Source organism: Pseudomonas sp. GL_091, assembly GCF_057837725.1.
Genome location: NZ_CM174451.1, coordinates 6,399,309 through 6,425,953, shown reverse-complemented (window position 1 = coordinate 6,425,953; position 26,645 = coordinate 6,399,309). Strand labels below are relative to the sequence as shown.

Genomic DNA, 26,645 nt, shown 5'->3' with positions numbered 1-26,645 from the left:
AGCCTAAGCGTCCTCCGGAACCTGCTGTTACAATGCCGGCTCTGCGAATCTTCAGACTTTTAGATCAGGAGCACACCGGTGCCTGTCGTTTTTGTCGCCGCTTCCAAGCTGCCAACGCCTTTTGCGCAATTCACCATGCATGGCTTTCTCGATGAAGCCACCGGCCGCGAGCACGTTGTGCTGAGCCTGGGTGAATTCGCCGACGGTGCCCCGGTACTCGGCCGGTTGCACTCCGAATGCCTGACGGGCGATGCCTTGTTCAGCCAGCGTTGCGACTGCGGCTCGCAACTGGAGGCCGCCTTGCAGGCCATCGCCCGCGAAGGTCGTGGCGTCTTGCTCTACCTGCGTCAGGAAGGCCGTGGCATTGGCCTGCTGAACAAGATCCGCGCCTACGAACTGCAGGACGGTGGCGCCGATACCGTCGAAGCCAACGAACGCCTGGGCTTTGCCGCCGACCAGCGTGACTACGCCATGTGCCTGCCGATGCTGGAGCATTTGGGCGTGAAGTCCCTGCGCCTGATGACCAACAACCCACGCAAGGTCAAGGCCTTGACCGACATGGGTATCGTGGTCGCCGAGCGCGTGCCGCTGCACACCGGCCACAACCCGCATAACCGACTCTACCTGGCGACCAAGGCCAGCAAGCTCGACCACATGATGGGCAATGAGCATCAGGGCGAGGTAGACCGGGCGTGACCCGCGGTCAGGTGCGGCGGCGACTGTCCGTCAACTGGTGGCAGTACCTGGCGCTGGCCTTGTTGCCGCTGTTTGTGATCAACGCGCTGTTCGGCCAGGGCGAAGCCATTCTGCCGGTGCTGGCGATGCCATTGTTCATCGCCGGAGTCGCCTCGATGTTTGTCAGCCTGAAGTTTTTCGGTGCCTACAAACACGCGCTGATCGCCACCCAGAAAGCCCTCGATACCCCTGAAGAATCTGCCGCCTGGATCAATCTGGCGTCCAAGCGGCGTACGGCATTCCTCGCCGCCGGGCTGCCGGCCTGGATCGCTGCCCTGGCGGTGTTCGTCGGTCTCGAAGCCGTGCCGCTGATGCTGCTGGCACTGTCGACCGCCGTGCTGTTCTACCTCTACCGTATTCCGCGTCAACTCGGTTGATGCGCGCGCTCTGGCTGGCGGTGTTGCTGCTGGCCGCCAGTGGCTCGGCCATCGCGGTCGAGCGGGTTGTCAGCCTCGCACCGTCGCTCTCTGAAATCGTCGTTGAACTGGGCTCCGCCGACCTCCTGGTCGGTGTGCTGGACGCCGGTGATCGGCCTGCGCAACTCAAGGACCTGCCCTCCGTTGGCCGCTATGGCCAGTTGGACATGGAGCGCCTGCTCAGCCTGAAACCCGACCTGTTGCTGCTATGGCCCGGTAGCGTCGGCCCGGCCCAGCGTGACCAGCTCAAGCGACTGAATATTCCCACCTACGTCGCCGAACCCCACAGCCTGAACCAGCTCGCCGCACAGATCGAGACCATAGCCGCCCAACTCGGTCGGCCTGAGCGCGGAATTTCATTGGCTGGCGATTTACGCCAGCGGCTGGATGAATTGCGCCAGCGCTATCGACGGGATAAGCCGTTACGGGTGTTTTATCAGGTCTGGGATCGGCCGCTGTATACGGTTGGCGGCGAGCAGATCATCAGCGATGCACTGGAGGTCTGCGGTGCGCAAAACGTGTTTGGTGACCTGAAACTGCCGGCACCGCAAGTCAGTGTGGAAGCCGTGCTGCAGCGTAATCCCGAGGTGATTCTGGCCAGCGAACAGGCGCAGCTCGATGCGTGGAAAGCCTGGCCACAGGTGGCGGCCGTGGCACAGGGACAGTTGCGCTTGGTGACGGACAAGGGCCTGGAGCGGCCGAGTGGGCAGATGATTGAGGCAACTGCCAAACTCTGCCAGTTGATCGCGCCCTGTGGCGAGGGGGCTTGCCCCCGTTCGGGTGCGCAGCACCCGCAATCAGATTAATGCGATGTATCTGAGAAATACGGGTATAGGATTTTGGGGCCGCTTCGCAGCCCAACGGGGGCAAGCCCCCTCGCCACAAATGATCGAGTCTGGCCTCAGATCTTCGGCGTCCAAGTCACCCCGAGCATCCACGCCCGACCTTCCTCGCGATACCCGTACTGGCTACCTTGGTAGCTGTACAGCGCCCGGCTGTAACCCTTGTCCAGCAGGTTATCGACCTTCAGCTCCAGCCGGATTTCACGATTGAGCTCCCAACTGCTGCGCATCCCCAACAAGGCATAACCACCCAACGGCTGTTGATTTTTCAGGTCGTCATAGCTGCTGCTGACCGCTTGCCAACTGGCACCGAGGCCCAGGCGATCGAACTGTCGGTCCAGATCCCAGCTCAAGGTGCGTCGCGCGCGACGGGCCAGGGTATGGCCCGTGTCACGGTCGAGTGGGTCGATGATCGCAATGCCAAGGTTGCTCTGCCAGCCAAACAGTTCCTGCTTCAATGCGGCTTCGAAGCCGTTGATTCGCGCGGAAGCAACGTTCTCGGGGCGCGAGTTGCTGCCGAAGATGATCGCGTCTTCAAGGTCGGTGCGATACAGCGACGTCTCCAGGCGACTGCTCTCGGTCAACTGGCTGCGCCATTGCAGCTCGTAGCTTTTCGAGGTTTCAGGCTTCAGGTCCGGGTTGCTGAAGTCGGGGTAGTACAGATCGTTGAACGTAGGCGCGCGGAAGCCTTCGCTGTAGGTGAGCAGCACTTCGTTGTCCAGGTTCAGCGGCAGGGTGAAGGTGCCGCTCCAGGTGTTCTGGCTGCCGAACTGCTGGTTATCGTCGTGACGCAGGCCCAACTCCGTGGAGAAGCTGTCGGCCTGATAGCGATGCTGGATGTACACCGCACGGTTCCAGCGGCTGTCCTCATCGAATGCGGTGCTGCTGTTGATGCGGTCTTCATACCAGTCACCGCCGAGCAGCAAACTGTTGCGCTCGTTGAGCGTCAGGTCGTTCTGCCAGTTCACCGAATCGCGGTAGGTGTTGAACACGCTGCGCTCATCGCTGAGCTTGTCGAGGGTCTTCTCGCGGTTTTCGCTGTGGCCGAACTCGATGCGGGTTTTCCACAGATCATTGATGCGCGCGTCGATGTAACTGCTGACACTGCTCACATCGAATTCGTTGTAGGGCTGCTGTTGGACCGACTTGAACGTATTCATGTCGAAGCGCCCGAACGGGTTGTCGAACTCGCTTTTGCCGCGGTTATCCAACGCGTTGGCGCCGATCTCGATGTCATCGCTGAGTGCGTGGCTCAAGCTCAGGCTAAACGACTGGTTTCGGTACTCGTCATGGTCGCCGTCGCTGGGGAACGACTCGTGGGTTCGATTGATCCCGGCGGTTTCGTCAAGGCTGGTGCCGAGGTTGAAGCGGGTCTGTTCATCGCCGCCGGACAAACCGAGGCTGCGCTCCCAGGTCTGATTGCTGCCGAAGCCGACGTGCATCCGCGGCTGCAGGCCTTGTTCGCCGCCACGGCGGGTGAAGATCTGGATCACCCCGCCAATCGCATCGCTGCCATAAATCACCGAACGGGAGCCGCGCAGCACTTCCACGCGCTCGACCTGCTCGATATTGATGTGTTGCAGGTTACTGTCGCCGGAGGTCGAACTGCCGATGCGTTGGCCATCCACCAGCACCAGGCTCTGGGCCGACTGGGTGCCACGGATGTAGACACCCGGAAGGCTGCCGCGCCCACCGGTCTGCGAGACTTGCACGCCTGGCACCCGGCGCAACAGATCAGTGACGCTGTCAGGTTGCAGGCGATCGATGTCTTCGCGGGTGAATACGGTGTTGGCGGCGCTGCTGTCGTTGCGCGCTTCGACCTGGCGGTTGGCGCTGATCAGCACGTCGGGCAGCTTCAGGGCCTGATCGCGTTCGAAGGTGTCGGCATAGGCGTTGGCGGTGGGCAGCAGAAACAGAGGGAGGGCGAGGCGGGAGAACTTCATTGATAATCCGTTGGTGTTTCGTGGCGCACACAAATCAAATGTGGGAGCGGGCTTGCTCGCGAAGGCGGAGTGTCAGTCAACTTCTCAGTTGAATGATCCGACGCTTTCGCGAGCAAGCCCGCTCCCACAGGGTGTTGCATGTATCCAGGGATTTAGATGTTCAGCAGTTGCAGGCGCTCGCGGATCGAAGCCTCGATCCCGGCTTCATCCAGTCCACACTCGGCCAGCATTTGCGCAGGCTTGGCGTGTTCGACGTAAATGTCCGGCAAGCCCAGGTGCAGCATCGACTTGAGGATGTTTTCGCGAGCGAGGAATTCGCTGACCGCGCCGCCGGCGCCGCCCATGATCGCGTTTTCTTCGACGGTCACCAGTAGCTCGTGGCTGCCGGCGATTTCGCGAACCAGCGCTTCATCCAGCGGCTTGACGAAACGCATGTCGACCACGGTCGCGTCCAGCGTCTCGGCGACTTTCAGGGCTTCGACCAGTTGCACGCCGAACACCAGCAGGGCAACTTTGCTGCCCTGGCGGCGGACGACGCCTTTACCAATCTCGATTGGCTCGAGGTCTTTCTCAATGGTCGCGTTCGGGCCGTTGCCACGCGGGTAACGCACCGCCGCCGGGCCTTCATACAGGTGACCGGTGGTGAGCATCTTGCGCAGCTCGTTTTCATCGCTCGGGGTCATCACCAGCATGCCGGGAATGCAGCGCAGGAACGACAAATCGAAGCTGCCGGCGTGGGTCGGACCGTCTTCGCCCACCAGGCCTGCGCGGTCGATGGCGAACAGTACGTCGAGATTCTGCACCGCGACGTCATGCACCAACTGGTCGTAGCCGCGCTGCAGGAAGGTCGAATAGATGGCCACCACGGGTTTGGCGCCTTCGCAGGCCATGCCGGCCGCGAGGGTGACGGCGTGTTGCTCGGCAATGGCCACGTCGAAGTAGCGCAGCGGGAATCGTTCGCTGAAAGCCACCAGGTCCGAGCCTTCCTTCATCGCCGGGGTAATCCCGACCAGACGCGGATCGGCAGCCGCCATGTCGCACAGCCATTCGCCGAACACACCGGAGTACTTCGGCCCGCTGGCCTTTTTCGGCGCGGCGGCCGGGGCGTCCAGGGGTTCGAGTTTGGTGATGGCGTGGTAACCGATCGGGTCGACTTCCGCCGGGGCGAAGCCTTTGCCTTTCTTGGTGACGACGTGCAGGAACTGCGGACCTTTCAGGTCGCGCATGTTGCGCAGGGTGGCGATCAGGGTCGGCAGGTCGTGGCCATCGATCGGGCCGATGTAGTTCCAGCCCAGCTCTTCGAACAGCGTGCCGGGAACCAGCATGCCCTTGGCGTATTCTTCGGTGCGACGGGCGATTTCCCAGGCGCCGGGCAGGCGCGACAGCACTTTCTTGCTGCCTTCGCGCATGCTCGCATAGGTGCGGCTGGAAAGGATCTTCGCCAGATAGTTCGACAAGCCACCGACGTTGCGCGAGATCGACATGTCGTTGTCGTTGAGGATCACCAGCATGTTGGCGTCCACTTCCGGCGCATGGTTCAGCGCTTCGAACGCCATGCCCGCGGTCAACGCGCCGTCGCCGATCACCGCGATCGCCTTGCGCTCGCTGTTTTGCAGGCGGGCGGCAATCGCCATGCCCAGCGCCGCACTGATCGAGGTGCTGGAGTGGCCGACGCCAAAGGTGTCGTACTCGCTCTCGGAGCGGCGCGGGAAGGCAGCGACGCCGTCCTTCTGGCGCAGGGTGCCCATGCGCTCGCGACGACCGGTGAGGATCTTGTGCGGATAAGCCTGATGACCCACGTCCCACACCAACCGGTCGTCCGGGGTGTCGAAGACGTAATGCAGCGCGATGGTCAGCTCGATCACGCCCAGGCCGGCACCGAAATGCCCACCGGTCTGGCCGACCGTGTAGAGCAATTCCAGGCGCAACTCATCGGCCAGGGTTTCCAGCTCGGCTTCGCCTAACCGGCGCAGGCCGTCCGGCGTGTTCGCGCGGTCGAGCAGGGGCGTGGTCGGGCGCTTGCGGGGAATCTCATGAAACGTCGTGGGCATCAGGCGAATCGTTATAGGTATAAAAGATGCGGCAGTTTACCTGATGCATCGGTCCCTGCCCACGCGTTGGTTTTTTTTGGCGGATTCGCCGTCAGCTGCGGCGATCGACGATATACCGGGCCAGATCACGCAACGGCTCGGCCGCTGCGTCAAACGGTCGCAGTGCGTGCAGGGCCTGGTCGCGCAACTCCAGGGCATAGGCCTTGGCGGCGTCGAGGCCGAGCAGGGCCGGGTAGGTCGGTTTGTCCCGGGCAATGTCGGCACCCTGGCGTTTGCCGAGGGTTTCGGTATCGCTTTCGACGTCGAGAATGTCGTCCTGCACCTGGAATGCCAGGCCGATGGCCTGTGCATAAGTCTGCAAGGATTTTAGTTCGTCCTTTTCTGCACGGCCGCTGGCCAGGGCACCGAGTTTGACGCTGACCGCGATCAACGCGCCGGTCTTGTGCCGGTGCATGTACTCCAGGGCTTTCTGATCAAGTTTCAGACCGACCGAACCGAGGTCGATGGCCTGACCGCCGACCATGCCCGCGGGGCCTGCCGCCAGCGCCAGGGCACTGACCATTTGCAGGCGGATTTCGGCATCCGACGCGTTCAGGCGCGGGTCGAGCAGGGCGCTGAAGGCCAGGCTCTGCAAACCGTCGCCGGCGAGGATCGCGCAGGCTTCATCGAATTTCTTGTGGGTGGTGGGCTGGCCGCGACGCAGATCGTCATCGTCCATCGCCGGCAAATCGTCATGCACCAGCGAGTAGGCGTGGATCAGCTCCACCGCACAGGCTGCGCCGTTGGCTTGCTCGGCCTTGCCGCCCAACGCTTCGCACGCGGCGTAGGCCAACAGTGGACGCACGCGTTTGCCACCATTCATCACGCTGTAGCGCATGGCCTCATACAGTCGCGCCAGCTCGGGGCTTGGCGCGGTGAACAGGGTTTCCAGGGCTGCATTGACTCGGGCCTGGCTGCTTGCCGAATACGCTGCAATCATTCTGGCTGATCCGCGTCGAAGGGTTCCTCGGCCAACTCGCCATCACGCTCGAGCAGCACCTGAACCTTTTGCTCGGCCTGGGCCAGCGCCGCCTGGCAATCGCGAGTCAGGCCGATGCCCTGCTCGAAAGCGGCCAGTGAGTCCTCCAGCGACAACTCGCCATTCTCCAGACGCTCCACCAGCGTTTGCAGGTCGGCGAGGGACTGTTCGAAATCCAGTGCAGCTTTTTTGCGGGCCATGGCGGCGATTTCCGGTTGACGTTAAACCGGCGCGACACTAGCAGATAGGGGGTTCAGGGGCAAATGAAGGGGGGGATTCGAAAGCTGTGGTAGTGAGCGCGACAGTTACTTGTGGCGAGGGGGGCTTGCCCCCGTCGGGTTGCGCAGCAACCCCAAAATCAGCCACCGCGTTTTGTGAGGCATACCGCATTCATCGGATTTGCGACTGCTGCGCAGCCGAACGGGAGCAAGCTCCCTCGCCACAAAGATTGTGGTAACCCGGCGATACGGATTATTCGGCTCACGTTATGAGCCGAATAACATCGCTATTCGGCTCACCGTCCACCCATTACCGTGACTCCCACCGCAATTTCGGAGCCATCCGATTGTTAAAAAACACCCGAATGGCTAACCTTCGAGCCCTATACGACTTGGTAGTCACGGGGCTTTCAGACGAAACGCAGTATCGGCATCTGTAACGCGCCCAGGATCAGGCGCAAGGTTTCGTCATGCATGGCAGGAGGCGTCGCATGCGCTCATTTTTTTTGCTGCTGATCGGGCTGGTTTTCGCGCCCGTGATTCTGGCTGCGCCGAAAGCCGAGCTATCGGAGCCGGTGGGCGGCTGGCGTTACAACGGTTTGCTGGACCGTAGCGAAAACCCGCAAGTCGCCTATCCCACGCCCCCCATCGACCGGGGTGTGCAGCGCAATCGCACGATGATCGAAGGCCAACTGAAGGCCCTGGGCACCCAGCGTGGGCCGCACACCTTGGCGGTCAACGGCAATCCGCTGAATCTTTATACCGACGAGCAAGGGCGTTTTGCCCGGCCGTATGCGTTTGGCGCTGGCTCCAACAGCGTCGAAGTGCGCAGCGCCGAAGGTCAGCCCCTCAAGCGTGTTCAATTCTATGAAGCCAACAACCTGCGCACACCGGCGCGGATTCGCGTGGTGCTGGGTTGGGACGATCCGAAGGCCGAGCTCGACCTGCACATTGTCACGCCCGATGGTCAGCATGCCTTCTGGGCGCACCCGGCCTTGACCAATGGCGGTGGCCTCGACCCTGACGGCGTCGATGGCCCGGGTCCGGAAATGTTCACCATGACCGCGCCGCTGCATGGCACCTATCTGGTTTACGTGAACTATTGGGGCAACTTCGGCAGCGGCGGCTATAACTTCGATGAGTCCGGCAACCAGAACGAGGTGATTACCTCGCAGATCAACCTGGTGCTCAACGAAAACACCGTCGATGAAAAACGCGAGACGTTCATCGTGCCCCTGCGCGCAATCGGCGACCTGCTGCTGGTCAAGACTTTCAACTACTAAGCATCCCCGCTCCACGGATGAACATCGGGTTTTGTGAACATGAGTGATAGCACTGTTACTCCGGCCGCTGGCGCACCAGCGACCAAACCTTCCCTGCATTGGCCGACGCTGCTGATCGGGATATGCCTGGTCGTTGGCGTGGCCGGTGGGCTGGGGTGGTTCATGCACAAGCCCAAGGCCCCGGCGCCTGTGTTGGCCAGTGACAAACTGGGCATGAGCCGCCCGGATGGCTTGCTGGAAACCCATTCCCTGAGCCAGTTGCCCAAGGATCTGCTGGCAGTGCCGTTCCTCAAGGAAACCCTGACCGAAGATTTCGTCTTCTATTATGAAACCCACGCCGATCGCCTGGGGTTGATCGGCAGCTTGCGGCGGATCATCTACGAGCATGACCTGAAACTGCAGGACACCTTGATCGAGCAACTGTTCGATCAACCTGCCGACGTAGCGTTGTGGCGCGGGGCGGATGGGCGGCTCAAGGATTTCCTGCTGGTGATGGATCGCGGCGGGCTGGCCAAGGTGCTGGAGCCGCTGGCCAGAGTGGCGCTGGACGACTCGCAGCTGAGCAAGGTCGCTGACGTGAAGGTCGGTACCGACGACGTGGCGCTCTATCAACTCAGTTACAACGCGAGCAAGGCGCTGATGTTCGCGTCCCATGGCGACAAACTGGTGGTGCTGTCCAATCCGGCGAAACTCTACGATCCGCAAAGTGGTGCAACGGAAGAGTCGGGCAGCGTGTCGACCACGGCCATTGCCGCGCTGCTCAATGGCGAAAAACTGTTTCCCGAAGCCTTCGGCCTGCCGCCGCGTGCGCTGGAGGTGAAACAACGCCTGTCGGTGAATGCCAGCGTGCTGGCCATGGGTTATCAGCGTTTCATACCGAACTTCGCCGGCCTGCGTTTCGATATGGACGACAAGGGCTGGCACAGCTTCCTGGCCATGGATGAACTGGAGAATCAGCCGGACTTCGATTTCAAACCGATCTGGCAAGCCATGCCCATGGGGGCCAGCGCTTGCGTGGCGTTGCCGCTGGCTGCCGAACAACAGAAACCGCTGCTGGTGAAACTCGGTGCCGAGGAGAAGGTGGCCCAGGCGCTGACTGAACACATGGCCGGCGCGGCGGGCCTGTGCTGGTATGCCGATTCGCGGTTGTACACGCCCTTGCTGGTGGCCAGCCTCAACGATGACGACAGCGGCAAACTCGATGGGGATCTGGGCAGTCTGTTCGGCTCGATGGTCGGCGCCTACGAGAGCAATGTCGAAGACGGTGCCTTCCCGGTGGCGGAAAAACAGGAAGGCCAGAGCCACCAGTGGCAACGACAGGTCAGCTCCAGTTTCGGTCCCTATGCGGCCAAGGAAGCCGAAGTCCCCGACGCCATCACCGGCAAGGCGTTCATGAAAGTCAGCCTGGCGCGGCATGGTTCGACGCTGCTGTTTTCCCTCGACGACAAGCTGGTGGACAAGGCCCTCGGCACCCTCGACAAACGCTTCCCGCCGATGGCCGACGTGGTACCGAAAGACCTGTTGATGCCGGTCTATTTCGGCCCGGATTCGATGGCGCAACTGATGCAGCAGGAAACCCTCGACAGCCTGCCCCAGGACATGGAGCCGGTGTTCTACAACGCCGCGCAAACCTACCTGATCCCCAAGCTGCGCAAGCTCGGCGGCTACGGCAAATATGCTCTGACCTTGCCCGAAGGCAGTGAGCCAGATGGCCACTGGCAGTGGCTGCCGCTGGAGTGGAAAGCCCTGTGACGGCATTGATCCGAAGTCTCGGCCTGTTGGCGTTGTTGCTAAGCGCGGGTGCCCGGGCTGTCGAGACGCCGTCGCTCGACCCACAGCAATCCCAGGTGTTCCGTGCCTGGTTCGTGCGCATCGCCCAGGAGCAACTGAGCCAGGGCCCGAGCCCCCGTTGGTATCAGCAAGACTGCGCCGGACTGGTGCGCTTCGCCGCTAACGAAGCGTTGAAAGTCCATGACGAAAAATGGCTGCGCAGCAATGGACTGTCCAATCGCTACCTGCCGCCGGAACTGCAATTGAGCGATGCCCAGCGCGGTCTTGCCCAGCAATGGCAGCAGGGCGGCGGCAAGGTCGGGCCATACGTCAATGCGATCAAATTGATTCAGTTCAACAGCCATCTGGTCAGCCGCGATGTGTCTCAAGCACGCCCTGGCGACCTGATGTTTTTCGATCAGGGCGATGACCAGCACCTGATGATCTGGATGGGCCGCTACATCGCCTATCACACCGGCACCAGCACACCCACCGACAACGGCATGCGTTCGGCAAGCCTGCAGCAACTCATGACATGGAAGGACACCCGATGGATACCCGACGCAGCCAATCCCAACTTCATCGGCGTCTATCGACTGAGTTTTCTTTCCCAATGACCGGTGCCCGCATGCTGCGTTTTCTGTCTCTGCTGTTGGTACTGGTGCTGCCTTTCTCGGCGGTTGACGCCGAAGACTCGGTTCCATCCAGCGGCTATGCGCCGGTGGCCGGCGAGAGTTTTTTCCTGCTGGCCGACAGCAGTTTTGCCAGCGATGAACAGGCGATGGTGCGCCTCGAGGCGCCGGGCCGCGACTATCGCCGGTTTCGCATGGAGCCCTACGGCGGCGCCGACATTCGGGTGTATCGCATCGACAAACCGCTGGATTTTCTCAAGCGCCAGAAGAACCTGCATCGGGTGATCAGCGATGGTCAGTTCAAGGGTGAAGGCCTGTCCAATACCCTCGCTTACCTGTGGGACAACTGGTATCGCAAATCCCGTCGGGTGATGCAGCGGGCGTTTTCCTACGAGTCGCGTAAACAAGTCACCGAGGAAGTGCCGGAACTGAAGATGGGCAACGCGATGGCCGCGCCAACGCCCTACGATGCACAGCCGCAATTCGCGCTGATACCGGGTTTGCCGGTGGTCAGCCAGTTCCGTTATCCGTTATGGCAGGCCAAGCCGATCCAGCCACCTGCAGGGGTGAACCTGGCCGGGTCTTCCAGCGAGTTCGTCAGTGTCGCGCCGGGCAACGTGTACATCCCGTTGGGCAATCTCAAACCGGGTCTTTATCTGGTGGAAGCGCTGATCGGCAAGTACCGCGCGACCACCATGGTGTTCGTCTCCAACACCGTGGCGGTGAGCAAGATCGCCGGTGACGAATTGCTGGTGTGGGCCGCGCGCAAGCACGAAGGCAGTTCGGTGCCGAAGGTCAATGTGCTGTGGACCGACGGCCTCGGTGTGATGAGCAGCGGCGCCACCGATACCGACGGCTTGCTGCGCCTGAAACACGTCAGCCCCGAGCGTTCGTTCGTGATCGGCGAAGACGAAGAGGGCGGGGTGTTCGTCTCCGAGAATTTCTACTACGACAGCGAAATCTACGACACCAAACTCTATGCCTTCACCGACCGGCCGCTGTATCGGCCAGGGGATTGGGTGTCGCTGAAAATCGTCGGGCGTGAATTCAAGAATGCACGGGACTCGGTGCAGCCAGGCGCTGCCGACGTCAATGTGACCGTGCTGGATGCGACCGGCACGGCGCTGCAATCCCTCGATCTGAAACTCGACTCCAAGGCTGGCACCCAAGGCCGTTTCCAGTTGCCGGACAACGCCGTGGCCGGTGGTTATGAACTGCGTTTCAACTACAAGGATCAGGCCTACAGCAGCGCCTTTCGCGTCGCTGAATACATCAAGCCGCACTTCGAGATTTCGCTCAATCTGGCCAAGCAGGATTACCGTACTGGCGAACCGGTCAAGGGCAACCTGGTGCTGCTGTACCCGGACGGCAAGCCGGTGGCCAATGCGAAATTGAACCTGAGCCTGCGGGCCCAACAACTGTCGATGGTCGACAACGAGCTGCAATACCTCGGACAATTTCCGGTCGAGCTGACCAGTACCGAATTGACCACCGACGCCAAGGGCAGCGCGTCCCTCGACTTGCCGGCAGCGGACAAACCGAGTCGCTACATGCTCACCGTTTTTGCCAGCGACGGTGCGGCGTATCGGGTCAAGACCACCAAGGAAATCCTCATCGACCGTGGCGCGGCGAATTTTCGCATGAGCGCCCCCCGGAGCTTCAGCGCGGTGGGCGACAAGGTTGCGTTCAGCTACACCCGCGAAGGTGAGCAGGCCGATGCCGTTACGCCGGGCAGCTACGGCTGGGTACGCCTGGAAGACCAGAGCACTGGCGAAGGCAAACTCGCGGCAACCGACAAAGGTTTCACCCTGGCTTTTGACCGGCCTGGCACCTACAACCTGACGCTCAAGGATGATCATGGCCGGGTGGTCGGTGCCACCGGCCATTCGGTTACCGGTGAGGGTGTCAAAGCCGTACCCGGCACCGTGGAAATCGTCCTCGACAAGCCCGAGTACATCGCAGGCGATGAAGCGCTGGCGCTGATCACATTTCCCGAGCCAGTGAGCGATGCGTTGCTATCTCTAGAGCGCGACAAGGTCGAAGCCACTGCGTTGCTTTCCAAGGGCGGCGACTGGCTGAAGATGGAAAAACTCAGCGATACCCAATACCGCGCGCGCATCCCGGTAAAGGACGGTTTCGCGCCGAACCTGACCTTCTCGGTGCTGTACACCAAGGGCGGCCAGTACAGTTTCCAAAACGCCGGCATCAAGGTGGTCACGCCACAGATCGACGTGGCCATCGCCACCGACAAAGAAACCTATCAGCCGGGCGAAACCGTCTCGGTGGACCTGACCACCCAGTTCGCCGGTAAAGCGATTCCCGCGCACCTGACGGTCAGCGTGGTCGATGAAATGGTCTACGCCCTGCAACCGGAAGTGGCGCCGAGCATCGACCAGTTCTTCTATCACCCACGACGCAACAACGTGCGTACCAGCGCCAGTTTGTCGTTCATCAGTTATGACGTTGCCTTGCCGGGCAGCCCCGGTGCACCGGGCAAAGCCAATCGCAGTGAGCGCGGCGTGAAGGTGCTGGAGCGACCGCGTCGCGAGGACGTCGACACGGCGGCGTGGCAACCTGAATTGCTGACCGATGCCAACGGCAAAACCCGCTTCACCTTCAAGATGCCCGACTCCCTGACCCGCTGGCGCATCACCGCCAGGGCCATCGCCGATGGCGGGCAGGTCGGGCAGAAGAAGCAATTCGTGCGCTCGGAAAAACCGCTGTACCTGAAGTGGAGCGGCCCGACTCGATTCCGCGCTGGCGACAAACCGGACCTCGGTGTGTTCGCCTTCAGCCAGGCCGAGAAACCGGTCAAGGCCGAACTGGTGACCCATTTCGCCGGCAACGAACAGCGTGTGCCTGTGACCCTGAACAGCGGCATCAACTACATCCCGTTGCCGAACTTTGAACTGGCCAATGGCGAGTGGAGCGCCGAGCTGGTGCAGGATGGCAAAACCGCTGACACCCTGGCGGTGCGCCTGAGCGCGACCGGTGAAGGCTGGCAGGTGACTCAAACCCAGAGCCTTGATGTGGGTGAGGGCGATTCGCCGCTGACATTACCGACTGACGCCAGTGATATCCGCCTGCATCTGGACGACAGTCCGCAAGCGTTGTTCCGTTCTGCCCTCGACGATTTGTTGAGCTACCCCTACGGTGGCGTCGAGCAGACCGCCAGCCGCCTGCTGCCGTTGAGCATCGCCTACCCGACGCTGGCGGCGAATCCGCAGATCCGTGATCACCTGCGCCTGATCATGCAAAACAGCCGCCTGCGCCTGGTGCAAATGGCCGGCCCTTCGGCGTGTTTCACCTGGTGGGGCATGGATGGAGAGCCGGATGCCTTCCTCACCGCCTACGCCTATTACGCCGACTGGCACGCCAGCCAGGTGCTGGAACTGAGCCTGCCGCCGGAGCATTGGCAGCGGGTGCTGGAGGTCTACGCCAAGCAGGCGAAGAACACGCCGCTGTTGCAGCGGGCGCTGATCCTGTCGTTTGCCAAACAGATGCAGTTGCCGGTCAACACCTTGCTCAGTGGCTTGATGGACGACCTGGCGAAAGCGGGCGAGGGCACTGCCGCGAACCTGATGGAGGACGGCGAGGATAGCCTCGTCATGAGCGATCCGGATTCAGCCTTGGGACTGGCCGCCGCGCGAGTGCTGACGGCATCGCTGGCCAGGCAAGCGAAGGTCGCTTTGCCCGATACTTTCAATCGGCAACTGGCCGACGCGCAGCAGCGTCTGGCAGTCAGTTCCCAGCCGTTTGCCGAAGCGCTGAACCTGTCGCTGCAACCCTTCGATCAGGCTCACGCCCAGGCCTTGCTGCAACGTTTGCTGCCACAGCAATCGACCCTGGAACGTGCGTTGGCGTTGACCTGGCTGCAACGCAGCATCGAGCAGGCATCGCCCACCATTGCATTGGCGCCGGGTGAAGGCTGGAAGAAACAGTACGGGGTTTCTGGTGAGATGTATTGGACGTGGCAGGGGCCTGCGCCAGTACCGGTGGTATTGACGCTGACCGGGGTGCAAGAGCGTCCGCTGCGCGCTGCGTTGAGTTACCGGAGCCAGCAGCCGGCGGTCGATCCGATGGCCGTGACCATCACCCGTCGCCTGTCGCGACTGGTGCCGGGGGATGAGGCTTTTACCTTCAAACTCGAAGCGGTCGGCAACGCGCCGCTGTCCAGCGACAACCTCTATCTCGACGAAGTAATCGTCACCAGCAAAGCCGCCAAACCGTTGCGTTACGGGATGCTGGAAGTGCCGCTACCACCGGGCGCTGATGTCGAACGCACCACCTGGGGCATCAAGCTTATGGGCAAGGCCGGCACCGAACCGACGGCGCTGGAGAAGGCACGATTCGAACCGGGGCAAATGGCTTATGCCGTTCCGGTCGATGCCTTGAGTGGCGAATTGCGCCTGCGGCACTTGGTGCGTTTCTCGCAGAAGGGGCAGTTCAACTTGCCGCCGGTACGTTTCACTCAGGTGTATGCGCCGCAGCATCAGGCGATGGAACAAAAGGCAGCCCTTGGCCAGGTCACGGTTCACTGACGTGCACAGGTTGCTGATAGGTTGGTTGCTGTGTTTGATCCCAGCGCTGGCAACGGCGCAGGACGAACCTTTGCGCCTGGCCTTCAAGGGCGATTTGTTGTCGCTGAGTCGAACACAGGTGATCGCCCGCGAGCCGTTGCCGCAGACGTTGCAGACGCCGCTGGGCAGTGTGTGGAAGTTGTTCGTCTACGCCTGGCTGGTGGACACCGGCGCGCGTGAGCCGGCTTATGAATGCCGCGGCCAGTCGAAAGAAGAGGTTTATTGCTGCACGGCGGGTGGCAGGATCGAGCGTGATCAGGCGTTGGTGAAGTCATGCGGTCTGTATTTCGAACCCGCGCGGCTGGGTATCCGTGATGCCGACTGGCGAACCTATTGGCAGACGCGGCAGGCGCCGCAATGGTTGCTGGATTTGCCTTCGTTGCAACCGGCTACCCGGGTTTCGGTGGCGGAACTGTTGAAGGTGTTGGCCGTGCTGCCGGCGCAGGATCAAGCCCGGCGTGTGTTGCTCAATGTGGTGCTCAATGCCGCTGATGGCCAAGTCGTCGGCGAGCTCGGAAGCCGCCTGCGAGTGAAAACCTGGAGCTGGCTGGCGGATCAGGATGCAACATCGCGTCAGGGCGGGTTTGCCGGTTGGACGGCGGATGGCACACCGGTCTGGGCTGGAGGACGGGGCACCAGTCAGCGGGTACTACGTGATTACGCACCGGCACTGTCTACGGTGATTCCTGTTGCATGGCCTGCGGATGCAGGGCAGTGCGTAGAAGTCGACCTGTTCTCCCGCTATCCACTTCGGCGCGTGCTGTCAGGGGGCACCGCGGTGACTTCCGGAGCATTGCAGGGTGACTACCGCGTTGAATTCGCCAACGGTAATGCACTGGATATTCACAGCGACGGCGAACTGTTTCTACTGAGCGACAAGCTCGTGGCTCGTCTGGATCGCGAAGAGTATGTTGCCCGTGTTCTCCAGCGCGAAGCCAGCGCCGAACCAGTCGAGTCCGCCAAAGCCCTGGCCGTGGCCATCCGCACCTACCTGCTGCAAAACGCCACGCGCAGCGGTGACTGCCTGAGCATCGACGACAGCAGCAGCCGTCAGCGGGTCGCACCGCGTCCGGCGTCCTCCGAGTCACGCGACATCGCCGCCTGGACCAGCGACCTGGTGCTTGCCGGCAGTACCGTCACCTACCATTCCGATCAGCCCGGCCCGGACAAACTGTCCTGGCAGCAAGCCGTCGAACAGGCCCGTGCCGGCCAGCGCTACGACGCCATCCTGCTGCACGCCTACCCACGCGCCAGCCTCAGCCGCTGGGACAACCCGGTCGCGTCCTGCGAAGCGTTGCCCGCCGCACAAGAATGGCTGCAGAAACAACGGCGCGGCTGGCGCCAAAAACTTGAAGGCGAAACCGGCTACAACGAAGTCAGCACCTTCGCCGTCTGCCGCCTGGCCTTCGGCCGTCCCTATGTCGACCGCGAACGTCAGCGTATCTACGTGCGTGGCGCGCAGACACTGCAAGACCGCCTCGACCTGACCCACGAATACCTGCACCTGGCCTTCGAAGCACACCCCAATGGCCAGGATGAAACCTACATCGAAGGGCTCGCCCGTCACCTCTTGCTGGAATAGGCCATGACACTCCGTTATCCACAGGTCTTGCTGTTTCTCTGTTCGCTGGTGGCGCTGCCATCGGTGATGGCGGCTGACAGCGTCAAACTCGACACCCCCGCTGGCGGTTGGCGCACCGGCGCGCCTGAGGGTGAAGGGGAAAACTTCCAGCAGACCGTCAACTACCCGGCCTCGTCGGTGAATACCCCGGCAGGGCAGGCCAACACCGCTCGCATCAGCGGGCAGATCAAAGCCACGCCCAAATCCACAGAGCCCGGCCGGTTGATCGTCAACGGGGTGAGCATGCCGCTGAAAATCGACCCGGCCGGTCGCTTCGATCGCCCGTTCTCATTCCCCAACGGCAGCAACAGCGTCGAGGTTCGCAGCCCCGATGGCCAGCAACGTCAGCGCACGCAATTGCTCAACAGCAGCGGCGGTGCGACCCCGGCCAAATTGCGCGTTTTGTTGTCCTGGGACAGCGACAACACCGACCTTGACCTGCACCTGATCACCCCCGACGGCGCGCACATCTGGTACGGCGACCGCGTCGCCCCCAACGGCGCCGCGCTCGACGTCGACGTCACCACCGGCTACGGCCCGGAAATCTTCGCCATGCCCGCGCCGATCAAGGGGCAATATCTGGTCTATGTGAACTACTTCGGCGGCGGCTACAGCAGTGATGAAGAGGGGCAGGAAGACGCGGTGCAAGCGCTGACCACGGCGCAGGTGACGGTGATTACTGAGGAAGGCACGCCGAGCGAGAAGATGGAGACGTTTCTGGTGCCGATGCGCGCGGTGGGGGAGCTGACGTTGGTGAAGTCATTCAGCTATCCGTGAGGTTGAGGTACAACTTGCGCAGCGTTTGCACGCGATTGCGCCCGTGGTCCTTGGCGCAATATAGGGTTTCATCCGCCTGTGGAAGCAGGCTCGAAAGGTCGTAGCCCGACTCGCGGTTGAAAACGAGCGGGACAATATCGCCCCCGCCAACTGATCAGCACCACACCCAGCGCCGCCAGCAGCATCATTGCACCCAGAAAAGCCAGAGGAAGCTCGCGGGCTTCACGCCACCAGGCATGACAGGTCAACAAACCCATCAGAATGAAAACGAAAACCGAGACTACCAGCAGGGTCGGGATGTGCAGATCCATTGCGTAGGTTCCCGTTGAGCTTGAAAGCGAAGTCCGACCGGCAGAGCTTCTTCCAGGGTAAGGGGAGCGGTTTTTGGACGGGGTGGATTTAGCATCGGCCATTTTGGCTTTGCACGTGTTCTCTGGGCGGGATAGAGGCCTATTAGCGTTGTTTCATGCAGACATACATTGTGAATGTTCTTGCGTCGGTATCAGGAGTAATTGAAAGGGCCCTCCCACTGACATGGAAATGCCCTGACGTGAATGATCTTCCTGGCAATACCTCTCTCGATTCTGCTTTCAACGAAATCACCCAACTGATTGTGACCGCGCGACAACGTGCCATGCAGGCGGTCAACACCGAGCTGATTGAGCTGCACTGGCAGGTTGGGGCCTACATCAGTCGCAAAATTGAAGCGGCAGAGTGGGGTGATGGAGTCGTCGCCCAGTTGGCTATGCACCTTGAGCGCACACAGCCTGGACTGCGTGGGTTTACGCGACGAAATCTATTTCGAATGCGCCAGTTCTATGAGGCATACAGGGGCGATGCAAAAGTGTCAGCACTGCTGACACAATTACCCTGGACCCAGAATCTGATCATCCTCAACCAGAGCAAACACCCGGAGGAACGTGAGTTTTACCTGCGCATGGCAATCCAGGAGAGGTGGTCGAGCCGCGAACTGGAGCGTCAGTTCAAGGCGGCTCTGTTTGAACGTTCAGTGGTCAGCCCGGCAAAAGTGTCAGCACCGCTGCGACAAATTCATCCCCAGGCCCTGGACGTGTTCAAGGATGCCTATGTGGTCGAGTTTCTGGCTCTGGAGCGTGGTCATGCAGAGACAGACTTGCATGGAGGCCTACTGTACAAGCTCAGGGATTTTCTGATCGAACTGGGCAGGGACTTCTGCTTTGTGGGATCACAATATCCGTTGCAGGTAGGTGGGCGGGACTTTGCGCTGGATCTGTTGTTTTTCCACCGTGGGCTGAACTGCCTGGTGGCGATCGAACTCAAGGTCGGGCGCTTTGAGCCGGAATACTTGGGCAAGATGGATTTTTATCTTGACGCGTTGGACCGCAATGTCCGCAAGCCACACGAAAACCCGGCGCTCGGCGTATTGCTGTGCGCGAGCAAGGAGGACGAAATCGTCGAGTACGCCCTGAACCGCTCACTGTCGCCTGCCTTGATCGCGGAGTACCACACCCAATTGCCAGACAAGAAACTGTTGCAAGCCAAGTTGCAGGAGTTTTATGCGCTGAATATTGAAGGCGTTGAGTGATTTTTGTCGTTGATCATTTTCTTTCAGGCATTAAAAAGCCGGCTTGTGGCCGGCTTCTCGGGGACTGGCTTGGATCATTTTTGGTAAACCGCGCCAGCCTTCAAAACGTACACCCGGATCTTGCGTCCGGCTGTGGGACCTGGTGAGAAAGTCATCTGTCAGGCCAGTGCATCTGAGCCGCAAGGCGGGTCGATGCGCAAATGTGGGGCGCAGCATACGCAGGTTTGACGCAAATTCCCAGCGGGAAGTGCCGGGCAGAGCCGTTTGGCCACCCGGATGGGCGGCCGATGGGCGTTCTGGAGCGCTTAAAGAAACGGTACCGCCGGCCTCCGTTTGTTCAGGGTCGACCACCAGAACACCCAACCCAGCACCCTGATGTTCTGCTCTTCGATTTGTGCGGCCCTGAAGATTTCATCCGGGTATTCGGCGCGGTTGTGGCTGCGCAGCCGCAGGGAGTTGCCCGGCAGTCGGTGCAGGTACTTGATGCGCAGCATGCCGTCATGTTCGATGGCGTAGATCTCGCCATCGATTATCTGGGTCAGGCCACGGTCAATCGCCAGGGTCGAACCGTCTTCAATTTTCTCTCCCATACTGTTACCGCTCATGAAGACACAGATGGCGTCGGCGTGGTTGATTTCCAGGGAGTCAAGGTGGCTGCGGGGCAGGCGGATGGATTGCCCAGGGTCTTCTATGACGTGGGTCTCGTTGGAGCCCGGGGCGATGACAGCTTCTTTGTACAAAGGCAGTTCGACGTCGACAGGCTCGATGACCGTGTAGACACCGCGGATGGTCTGGGCATCGAAGGTGTTGCCGGATTCGTCGAGCAGGCGCAGGTGCTGGGCGTCTTTCGAGCCTTCGCCGGTTTTCAGCCAGTCGCTGCTGACGGAGAGTTTTCTGGCGACTTCTTCCATGCAATGGGCGGGCACACCGCGGGTGTACCAGTTATGTACATTTTGCGGAGCCGTATCCAGGAATTCGGCAAATCCGGTGGTCGTGATGTTCGCTGCTTCGAGGAGCGCTTTGAAGCGTGGGCCGCTAGTGTTCTTTTTCATGAACGCGAGTCTACTGGCGGCTGGTAAGGGTTTGAATAAACGCCTCGTTCAAATTTCGCGGGAAATTTACGACTGGATGTAAGACGCTATTGAGGAATTTTAAACAAGTAAAAACCAAGTTGGAGCGACGTTAAACGTCATGTTTAACATGCTTATCAAGCACCCACAAAAAAACCCGGTTCAACCGCAATGCTGTTCAGTTAAGGAAATTGTAGGAGCAAGCTTGCTCCTACAGAGGACCACATTCGCTTAACTGAACAGCATTGCGTACGATGGCGGGCCTTGTCGTAAATCGATTTTAAGTGGTTTTTTGGTCGGCGAACTTTATAAACTGCGCATAATTCTTTGCTCAAATCGAAATTAATTCACAAATGAACGGATCCATGACGATTTCACCATACGTTCTAATTCAGCTTGCGTTCTTCATAGGTGCATATGCGTCGGTGATTTTCCTTGGAAAATTACTTAGGGGCATGGTTAAAATACCTCAATCCGCCAGTCGGCGTTACAGCCACTTAGATGGCCTTAGGGCTCTGGCAGCGATTGGAGTAGTTGCTTGCCATACAAACCAGCACTTACTTGCCTTCTTTGGATTTCCGGAAAACCAAGAATATGGAAATCGCATTGGAATTATTAGCGTGCAGATGTTTTTTGCACTGACCGCATTTCTCTTTACTGAGCGCGCGCTTAACGTAGGGCTGGATTCCGCAAAGTTCTACATCGGAAGGGTTCGGCGCATAGTCCCACTGTACGTGTTTGTCGCGGTGTGTACCATCCTGCTGGGCATCTACATGGCGACGAAGCCTGTCGAAGACTTAAGGGCGTTGGCGGTAAGCGCGATTAACATCTTTGCGTATGGGTTTATTGGCGCAGACACGCTGACCATTCTGGATTTCAACGCTTTGCGCCTCATAGGCATTGCCTGGACGCTCTCCCTCGAATGGAAATTCTACGTTGTCTTCCCTATTCTGTTTTTCCTGGCCACGACCTCTACAAGACTGACCCTCTTGATGGTATTTGTAATCGCGACACTTGCAGCGCGTGATTACTACCTAATCGGTGAAGTTGTTTGGCCGTTCTTTGCCGTAGGATCGCTAGCTGCTTTCCTGAAGAAAAACATTCCAGTAATCCCAGCTTATCTGCAGAAGATCTTGAATCCGCTGTCGATCCTATTATTGATTGTCGCAATCGCTGTCTCAGGTTACTTTTCGGCAGTTCACCTGCTAATCGCCACTGCGCTCTTCATATGCGTTTTATACGGCGAACCGTCGGTGCTGAAGGTTAACGCTCTGCAAGTTATCGGAACCATCAGTTACAGCTATTACTTGCTGCAATATCTTGTGCTTGCTCCGATAGTTTATTTTGCGTGGTATATGGACATAGCGGCGGCTTCGCAATACTGGCGATTCGCGACGGCGTTGCTAATTCCAATGTTGCTCGTGCCTATCTCATGTCTATCGTATCGATTTATTGAGCGGCCATGGATGGAGGCAAAACCTGCGAAACCTCCAATAATCGCCGAGCCAGAGCCGGCGAAGGACAATACTCTTGATATTAATCGAATTATCCCCGCCGAAACGGATGTCGTGCGCTGACACCGATCAGACGCTAGCGCTTGTATCCCCTAAGCGCCGGAGTGCCTTCGTTCAGGATGGTCAATCCATCCTGTAGGAGACAGTGTGACCTGTCGGCAGGCAGTAGGTCGAAGAAATCTGCGTGAAGGTTATTGCTACAGGCAAAAAAGCCCGACCAAGCAGTAATGCTGTTCACTTAAGCGGAGCAGCCTTACGGTCCACCGGAAACCAGGTTTTTGAAATTTTCACCGTCCTTGGCCTCGAGGGCCTTGGGCGGTGATCCAGAAATAACCCGCCAACACCTTAACTCTGGCAATCGTCTCCCCCGTCGCTGAAACCGGCGCCAAGCCGCTTGCGCGCCTCTGTCACCCCACTGCGGGCCAGTAGATGGTCAGAAGCCAGGCCTAGGGCGCAGATGTTCAAGCGTCTGGCCACCTCATGAACCGGCTCGTCACGAAACAGCGCCATGCCGAGCACTAGCCAGAGCACCTGATCAGCGAGCAGATGACGCCGGCGGATGGTGGCCTGGCTGGACAAATCCAGCGCAGAAGCGACCCACTCAATGGAGATATTTTGGGTGAGGGTGCTCAAGTCGCAGAAGTTGAAAAGGTCGCCGAGGTCGAGCAAGTCCTGTTGAACAGACATAAAAAATCCGATGCCAGAGGTCTGGCATCGGATTTTCGGAGAAGCCCGGCACGGATTCAAATACTTAAGTGAACAGCATTACGGTTCAACCGGGGTTTTTCTTGCAGCTTGTCGCTTGAAGCTCGCGGCTGCTCTTAACCTTTATAGGCAGCAACCGACTTGGTGATCGCGTCGCGGGCGGCGTCTGCGCCGGCCCAGCCTTCGATCTTCACCCATTTGCCTTTTTCGAGATCTTTGTAGTTCGCGAAGAAGTGCTCGATCTGCTGGATCAGCAGCGCTGGCAGGTCGGTGTATTCCTTCACGTCGACGTACAGCTGGGACAGCTTGTCGTGTGGGACTGCGATGACTTTGGCATCGCCGCCGCCGTCGTCGGTCATGTTCAGGATGCCGACCGGACGGGCGCGGATTACCGAACCTGGAGCAACCGGGTAAGGGGTTACGACCAGCACGTCGAGGGGATCACCGTCGTCAGCCAGGGTGTTCGGGATGTAACCGTAGTTGGCCGGGTAGAACATTGGGGTGGCCATGAAACGGTCAACGAACAGGCAATCGCTGTCTTTGTCGATTTCGTATTTGATCGGCGCGTGGTTGGCCGGAATCTCGATCGCGACGTAGATGTCGTTCGGCAGGTCTTTGCCAGCCGGAATCTTGCTGTAGCTCATTGGGCGTTGCCCCCGTTAGTTGACCAAAAACACTTGGCCGGATTGACCAAAAAGTGGCGGCGATTATAGGCATATTCCTGTATCGACGCCATGGACCAGAAGTCGTATGGCGCTCACTGGTGTGCCTGATAGACAGGATCATGCGCCTGAAGTTGCTTCAACCTCGTCAGCGGGTCCTGGCGATAGAACAGCTTCAACTGCTGGTACACCTGCGGATAAGCCTCGTCCAGCAAATCCGGGGCGCTGAAGAAGTATTCGCTGGTGACGGCGAAGAACTCGGCAGGGTTCTCGGCGGCATACGGGTCGATGGCAGTTTCGGCATCGGGATTGCGTTCCAGTTGCCGGTCAAGGTCGTCATAGGCCTCTTGCATGACGTTGGCCCAGTCGCTGACGCGCATGTCGGGATGCAGCGGCGGCAGGCCGTTGGCGACGCCGTTGAGCATGTCGAGTTTGTGCGCCAGTTCGTGGATCACCAGGTTGTAGCCTTCCCATCCTCCGCTGGCCATAACGCCGGGCCAGGCGAGGATGATCGGGCCTTGCTGCCAGGCTTCACCGCTGTGTTCACCGTCCCATTCGTGCTCGACGCCGCTGGCATCGCGATGGCGCTGGGGGCTGAGGAAGTCGTCGGGGTAGAGAATGATTTCGTGGAAGCCCTGATACCAATTCAGGTCGCCGAGGTGCAGCAGCGGCAGTTGCGCCTGGGCTGCGAGCAGCAAGCGTTGTTCCTGATGCAGTTCGACACCGGGCAGGGCCGTCAGGTGCTTGTCTTCGAGAAACAGCACACAGGCTTCGCGCAGCCATTGGTCTTCGGTGGCGCTGAGGCCATCGAGAAAACTCAGGTGATGGCGCACCCGTTGCCACATGTCATCGGCAATCGGGTGCTTTGCCAGGGTGCGCCGGCGACGCCAGGCGCTCAGGGACCACATCGTGTCAGCGCGATTCGGCTTTGGAGTTCGAACCTGCAAGGCGGTTACGCACCATGCCAATGATCATTGGCACCAACGACAACAGGATGATGCCGACTACCAGCAGAGACAGGTTCTTCTTGATGAACGGCACGTTGCCGAAGAAGTAACCGAGCGTCACCAGCCCGCCGACCCACAGGACAGTGCCAAAGACGCTGAAGGCGAAGAACCGCGGATAAGGCATTTTCCCAACACCGGCGACGAACGGTGCAAAGGTGCGGATGATCGGCAGGAAGCGCGCCAGGGTCACGGTTTTGCCGCCATGCTTGTCGTAGAAGTCGTGGGTTTGTTGCAGGTAGTCACGACGGAAGATCTTCGAGTTCGGATTGCTGAACAGTTTTTCACCCGCCGTTCGTCCGATGATGTAGTTGGTGCTGTCGCCCAGAATCGCCGCGAGCATCAGCAGACCGCCGAGCAGTACCGGGTCCATGCCGCCACCGGCCGCCACGGCGCCAGCGATGAACAGCAGGGAGTCGCCCGGCAGGAAGGGCATGACCACCAGGCCGGTTTCACAGAAGATCACCATGAACAGAATGGCGTAGATCCATGCCCCGTAGTTGGTTACAAGCATGTCGAGGTAGACGTCGAGATGCAGGACGATGTCGATCGGGTTGAAATCCATGGAAAGCACCTGTGGTAATGGCCCGACTCAGCAGGCCTGTGCGGATGACTTCGCGTAAGACTACGGATAGCGGTAGTTTTTCTTACAAGCCGGGAATATCGGGATTATACGAGGCGAGTGGTGAAAATCGCGTCGAGATTGTAGCGGGGAATGTCATGACAGGGCTGATGTTTGATAACGAACAGGTGGGAGCGAGCCTGCACGCGATGCCGTCGCCTCGTTGGGCCAGTGTAATCCGGTCGATGCCATCGCGAGCAGGGTACAGGTGATTCAGAGTTCGTCGCTGATCGGCAGCACATAGTTCTTGAATTCGGTGTCTTCCTTGAATCCGATGGATTCGTAGGTTTTCTGCGCGACTTCGTTGTTGCTGCTGGTGGAAACACGCATGCGCACGGCATTGGTTTCCTTGGCCATTTTTTTTGCGGTGCGGATCAGGTTGTCGGCCACCAACTGGCGGCGGGCGTCCTCGGCGACATAAATATCGTTGAGGATCCATACACGTTTGAGCGAAAGCGAGGAGAAACTCGGGTAAAGCTGGCAGAAACCCATCAGTTTGTTGCTGTCGTCATCAGACAGCGCCAGGTAGATCACCGACTCCTTGCGACGCAGGCGTTTTTCGAGGAACGCCCGGGACGAGTCCGGATACGGCAGGGAACCATAAAACTCGCGATATTTGACGAACAACGGGGTCAGCTGGTCCAGGTGTTCGAGGGTCGCTTGAATAATCCGCATGGTAGGTCTCGTCTTCAAGTGGCTGTCTTACGTCTCTGACGGCGATGGGAAACCCTTGGCGGCCGCACAACGATCCTGCCTGAAACTGGTACGAATGTGCAATGCGGAGCGGTTCAGGCATTCGGTGGGCCGAGCAGGAAATTATCTTTCATGTCGCTTCCCGAGTCCGACTCCAGTGTCTGAACCTGCGCTTCGTCCTTCAGATTGACCCCTGACAACTGCCGCCGGCAGGCTTCACGCATCAAATACAGCAAACGGTGTGCCGCCATGCCGTAACTCAGCCCTTCAAGCCGGACATTGGAGATGCAATTACGGTAGGCATCGGTAAGGCCGACCTTGGGATTGTAGGTGAAATATAAACCCAGGCTGTCCGGGGAGCTTAGGCCAGGGCGTTCGCCGATGAGGATCACGGTCATTTTTGCGCCAAGCAACTCACCGATCTCATCGGCGACGGCCACCCGGCCCTGTTCCACGAGTATGACTGGCGCGATAGTCCAGTCGTCGACCGCCATTTGTTCTTCGAAGCGCGTCAGAAACGGCAGGGTATGGCGATGAACGGCCAGTGCCGACAGGCCGTCGGCGACCACAATCACCAGATCCACGCCTCCCGCATGGGCCGTCGCGTAATCACGCAGGGTCTGCGCTGATGCATCACCGAGTTTTCGCCCCAGGTCGGGGCGTTGCAGGTAGGTGTTGCGATCCGTCGCCGCACTGTGCAGCAAAAGACACTCGCGATCACGTTCGGCCAGTTGCGCACTGAGGGAGGCATGGTCAAACGGCAAGTGCACCGCATCTCGCGCCTGAGCGTGGGCGTACTGGAAGTCCAGTTGTGCGCGGGTGGGAATGCTGGTGCCGGTGCGGCCCAGAGCGATTCGCGCGGGCGTCAGGCGTCGTAGTTCCAGCCAAGGGTTGTGTGGATCGAAGGGTAGTTTGTCCATGTCAA

The 26,645-nt window shown here is 59.8% G+C and carries 22 protein-coding genes and 1 pseudogene; 11 read left to right on the top strand and 12 right to left on the bottom strand.

Features of this window, described 5'->3' with window-relative positions:
- The first annotated feature begins 78 nt into the window (after positions 1–78).
- From ribA to AC3ITY_RS29260, 3 genes are read left to right on the top strand one after another with little or no spacing between them, the layout of a single operon-like run.
- Positions 79–696 (top strand): GTP cyclohydrolase II, encoded by a 618-nt coding sequence (gene ribA / locus AC3ITY_RS29270; protein ID WP_150726901.1) that lies wholly within the window; start codon positions 79–81, stop codon positions 694–696.
- On the top strand, positions 693–1,112 hold the full coding sequence (locus tag AC3ITY_RS29265) for an MFS transporter (protein WP_489306402.1): 420 nt from the start codon (positions 693–695) through the stop codon (positions 1,110–1,112). The genes ribA and AC3ITY_RS29265 overlap by 4 nt, the downstream gene beginning before the upstream one ends.
- Entirely contained in the window at positions 1,112–1,957 is an 846-nt protein-coding gene (locus AC3ITY_RS29260) for a cobalamin-binding protein (RefSeq protein ID WP_489306401.1), read from the top strand. The genes AC3ITY_RS29265 and AC3ITY_RS29260 overlap by 1 nt, the downstream gene beginning before the upstream one ends.
- Before the next feature lie 95 nt (positions 1,958–2,052).
- Here AC3ITY_RS29260 and AC3ITY_RS29255 read toward each other — a convergent pair whose 3' ends face one another.
- The 4 genes from AC3ITY_RS29255 to AC3ITY_RS29240 form a co-directional block, all read right to left on the bottom strand.
- Positions 2,053–3,936, bottom strand: a complete 1,884-nt coding sequence (locus AC3ITY_RS29255; protein ID WP_489306399.1) for a TonB-dependent receptor domain-containing protein — start codon at positions 3,934–3,936, stop codon at positions 2,053–2,055.
- Between the two features lie 152 nt (positions 3,937–4,088).
- Entirely contained in the window at positions 4,089–5,987 is a 1,899-nt protein-coding gene (dxs, locus tag AC3ITY_RS29250; protein ID WP_489306398.1) for a 1-deoxy-D-xylulose-5-phosphate synthase, read from the bottom strand.
- 91 nt (positions 5,988–6,078) lie between these two features.
- Positions 6,079–6,966, bottom strand: coding sequence for a (2E,6E)-farnesyl diphosphate synthase (ispA, locus tag AC3ITY_RS29245; protein ID WP_489306396.1), 888 nt, complete (start codon positions 6,964–6,966; stop codon positions 6,079–6,081).
- Positions 6,963–7,205 carry an exodeoxyribonuclease VII small subunit gene (locus tag AC3ITY_RS29240; RefSeq protein WP_007970180.1) on the bottom strand — a complete coding sequence of 81 codons (243 nt, stop codon included), beginning with the start codon at positions 7,203–7,205 and terminating at the stop codon, positions 6,963–6,965. The genes ispA and AC3ITY_RS29240 overlap by 4 nt, the downstream gene beginning before the upstream one ends.
- A 509-nt stretch (positions 7,206–7,714) precedes the next feature.
- On the opposite strand from AC3ITY_RS29240, the gene AC3ITY_RS29235 reads away from it, so the two are divergent.
- The 6 genes from AC3ITY_RS29235 to AC3ITY_RS29210 are packed head-to-tail and all read left to right on the top strand — an operon-like array spanning position 7,715 to position 17,886.
- On the top strand, positions 7,715–8,506 hold the full coding sequence (locus tag AC3ITY_RS29235; RefSeq protein WP_489306395.1) for a YfaP family protein: 792 nt from the start codon (positions 7,715–7,717) through the stop codon (positions 8,504–8,506).
- Between the two features lie 39 nt (positions 8,507–8,545).
- Positions 8,546–10,258, top strand: a complete 1,713-nt coding sequence (locus tag AC3ITY_RS29230; RefSeq protein WP_489306394.1) for a DUF2138 domain-containing protein — start codon at positions 8,546–8,548, stop codon at positions 10,256–10,258.
- Positions 10,255–10,893 (top strand): DUF1175 domain-containing protein, encoded by a 639-nt coding sequence (locus AC3ITY_RS29225; protein ID WP_489306393.1) that lies wholly within the window; start codon positions 10,255–10,257, stop codon positions 10,891–10,893. Before AC3ITY_RS29230 ends, AC3ITY_RS29225 begins: the two co-directional genes overlap by 4 nt.
- Positions 10,890–15,449 (top strand): alpha-2-macroglobulin family protein, encoded by a 4,560-nt coding sequence (locus tag AC3ITY_RS29220; RefSeq protein WP_489306392.1) that lies wholly within the window; start codon positions 10,890–10,892, stop codon positions 15,447–15,449. The genes AC3ITY_RS29225 and AC3ITY_RS29220 overlap by 4 nt, the downstream gene beginning before the upstream one ends.
- Positions 15,427–17,070: a DUF2300 domain-containing protein gene (locus AC3ITY_RS29215; RefSeq protein ID WP_489306390.1), complete on the top strand. Its 1,644-nt coding sequence runs from the start codon at positions 15,427–15,429 to the stop codon at positions 17,068–17,070. The genes AC3ITY_RS29220 and AC3ITY_RS29215 overlap by 23 nt, the downstream gene beginning before the upstream one ends.
- Before the next feature lie 3 nt (positions 17,071–17,073).
- Positions 17,074–17,886 (top strand): YfaP family protein, encoded by an 813-nt coding sequence (locus tag AC3ITY_RS29210; RefSeq protein ID WP_489306388.1) that lies wholly within the window; start codon positions 17,074–17,076, stop codon positions 17,884–17,886.
- Between the two features lie 68 nt (positions 17,887–17,954).
- On the opposite strand, the gene AC3ITY_RS29205 is transcribed toward AC3ITY_RS29210, so the two are convergent.
- Positions 17,955–18,197, bottom strand: a complete 243-nt coding sequence (locus AC3ITY_RS29205) for a hypothetical protein (protein ID WP_489306387.1) — start codon at positions 18,195–18,197, stop codon at positions 17,955–17,957.
- A gap of 239 nt (positions 18,198–18,436) precedes the next feature.
- Here AC3ITY_RS29205 and AC3ITY_RS29200 point away from each other — a divergent pair, with 239 nt between their 5' ends.
- Positions 18,437–19,450 (top strand): PDDEXK nuclease domain-containing protein, encoded by a 1,014-nt coding sequence (locus AC3ITY_RS29200; protein ID WP_489306385.1) that lies wholly within the window; start codon positions 18,437–18,439, stop codon positions 19,448–19,450.
- A gap of 305 nt (positions 19,451–19,755) precedes the next feature.
- Here the strand turns inward: AC3ITY_RS29200 and AC3ITY_RS29195 are convergent, their stop codons facing one another.
- A complete protein-coding gene (locus AC3ITY_RS29195; RefSeq protein ID WP_489306383.1) occupies positions 19,756–20,502 on the bottom strand; it encodes a LexA family transcriptional regulator in 747 nt (248 codons plus the stop codon).
- A gap of 383 nt (positions 20,503–20,885) precedes the next feature.
- Between AC3ITY_RS29195 and AC3ITY_RS29190 the strand changes: the two genes are divergently transcribed.
- Positions 20,886–22,097: an acyltransferase family protein gene (locus tag AC3ITY_RS29190; RefSeq protein ID WP_489306382.1), complete on the top strand. Its 1,212-nt coding sequence runs from the start codon at positions 20,886–20,888 to the stop codon at positions 22,095–22,097.
- A 318-nt stretch (positions 22,098–22,415) separates the two neighbouring features.
- Here AC3ITY_RS29190 and AC3ITY_RS29185 read toward each other — a convergent pair.
- From AC3ITY_RS29185 to eutC, 6 genes and pseudogenes are all read right to left on the bottom strand, one after another.
- Positions 22,416–22,721, bottom strand: a pseudogene (locus AC3ITY_RS29185) (transposase domain-containing protein); the annotation flags it as partial.
- A gap of 134 nt (positions 22,722–22,855) precedes the next feature.
- Positions 22,856–23,383, bottom strand: coding sequence for an inorganic diphosphatase (gene ppa / locus AC3ITY_RS29180; protein ID WP_007894323.1), 528 nt, complete (start codon positions 23,381–23,383; stop codon positions 22,856–22,858).
- Positions 23,384–23,496: 113 nt separating this feature from the next.
- Complete coding sequence (locus AC3ITY_RS29175; protein WP_489306381.1) at positions 23,497–24,309, bottom strand: M90 family metallopeptidase; 813 nt, start codon at positions 24,307–24,309, stop codon at positions 23,497–23,499.
- A gap of 4 nt (positions 24,310–24,313) precedes the next feature.
- Entirely contained in the window at positions 24,314–24,970 is a 657-nt protein-coding gene (locus AC3ITY_RS29170) for a DedA family protein (protein ID WP_223453618.1), read from the bottom strand.
- 270 nt (positions 24,971–25,240) lie between these two features.
- Positions 25,241–25,702 (bottom strand): GNAT family N-acetyltransferase, encoded by a 462-nt coding sequence (locus AC3ITY_RS29165; RefSeq protein ID WP_223453617.1) that lies wholly within the window; start codon positions 25,700–25,702, stop codon positions 25,241–25,243.
- Positions 25,703–25,815: 113 nt separating this feature from the next.
- Positions 25,816–26,640: an ethanolamine ammonia-lyase subunit EutC gene (gene eutC, locus AC3ITY_RS29160; protein WP_489306380.1), complete on the bottom strand. Its 825-nt coding sequence runs from the start codon at positions 26,638–26,640 to the stop codon at positions 25,816–25,818.
- Between the last annotated feature and the right edge of the window lie 5 nt (positions 26,641–26,645).

What these genes read in the sequence shown, in the direction of transcription:
- AC3ITY_RS29210 (WP_489306388.1), top strand. Translation starts at nt 17,074, where the DNA reads ATGACACTCCGTTATCCACAGGTCTTGCTGTTTCTCTGTTCGCTGGTG.
- AC3ITY_RS29205 (WP_489306387.1), bottom strand. Translation starts at nt 18,197, where the DNA reads ATGGATCTGCACATCCCGACCCTGCTGGTAGTCTCGGTTTTCGTTTTC.
- AC3ITY_RS29175 (WP_489306381.1), bottom strand. Translation starts at nt 24,309, where the DNA reads ATGTGGTCCCTGAGCGCCTGGCGTCGCCGGCGCACCCTGGCAAAGCAC.
- ispA (WP_489306396.1), bottom strand. Translation starts at nt 6,966, where the DNA reads ATGATTGCAGCGTATTCGGCAAGCAGCCAGGCCCGAGTCAATGCAGCC.
- AC3ITY_RS29170 (WP_223453618.1), bottom strand. Translation starts at nt 24,970, where the DNA reads ATGGATTTCAACCCGATCGACATCGTCCTGCATCTCGACGTCTACCTC.
- ppa (WP_007894323.1), bottom strand. Translation starts at nt 23,383, where the DNA reads ATGAGCTACAGCAAGATTCCGGCTGGCAAAGACCTGCCGAACGACATC.
- AC3ITY_RS29255 (WP_489306399.1), bottom strand. Translation starts at nt 3,936, where the DNA reads ATGAAGTTCTCCCGCCTCGCCCTCCCTCTGTTTCTGCTGCCCACCGCC.
- dxs (WP_489306398.1), bottom strand. Translation starts at nt 5,987, where the DNA reads ATGCCCACGACGTTTCATGAGATTCCCCGCAAGCGCCCGACCACGCCC.
- AC3ITY_RS29240 (WP_007970180.1), bottom strand. Translation starts at nt 7,205, where the DNA reads ATGGCCCGCAAAAAAGCTGCACTGGATTTCGAACAGTCCCTCGCCGAC.
- AC3ITY_RS29190 (WP_489306382.1), top strand. Translation starts at nt 20,886, where the DNA reads ATGACGATTTCACCATACGTTCTAATTCAGCTTGCGTTCTTCATAGGT.
- AC3ITY_RS29235 (WP_489306395.1), top strand. Translation starts at nt 7,715, where the DNA reads ATGCGCTCATTTTTTTTGCTGCTGATCGGGCTGGTTTTCGCGCCCGTG.
- eutC (WP_489306380.1), bottom strand. Translation starts at nt 26,640, where the DNA reads ATGGACAAACTACCCTTCGATCCACACAACCCTTGGCTGGAACTACGA.
- AC3ITY_RS29165 (WP_223453617.1), bottom strand. Translation starts at nt 25,702, where the DNA reads ATGCGGATTATTCAAGCGACCCTCGAACACCTGGACCAGCTGACCCCG.
- AC3ITY_RS29195 (WP_489306383.1), bottom strand. Translation starts at nt 20,502, where the DNA reads ATGAAAAAGAACACTAGCGGCCCACGCTTCAAAGCGCTCCTCGAAGCA.
- AC3ITY_RS29220 (WP_489306392.1), top strand. Translation starts at nt 10,890, where the DNA reads ATGACCGGTGCCCGCATGCTGCGTTTTCTGTCTCTGCTGTTGGTACTG.
- AC3ITY_RS29260 (WP_489306401.1), top strand. Translation starts at nt 1,112, where the DNA reads ATGCGCGCGCTCTGGCTGGCGGTGTTGCTGCTGGCCGCCAGTGGCTCG.
- AC3ITY_RS29230 (WP_489306394.1), top strand. Translation starts at nt 8,546, where the DNA reads ATGAGTGATAGCACTGTTACTCCGGCCGCTGGCGCACCAGCGACCAAA.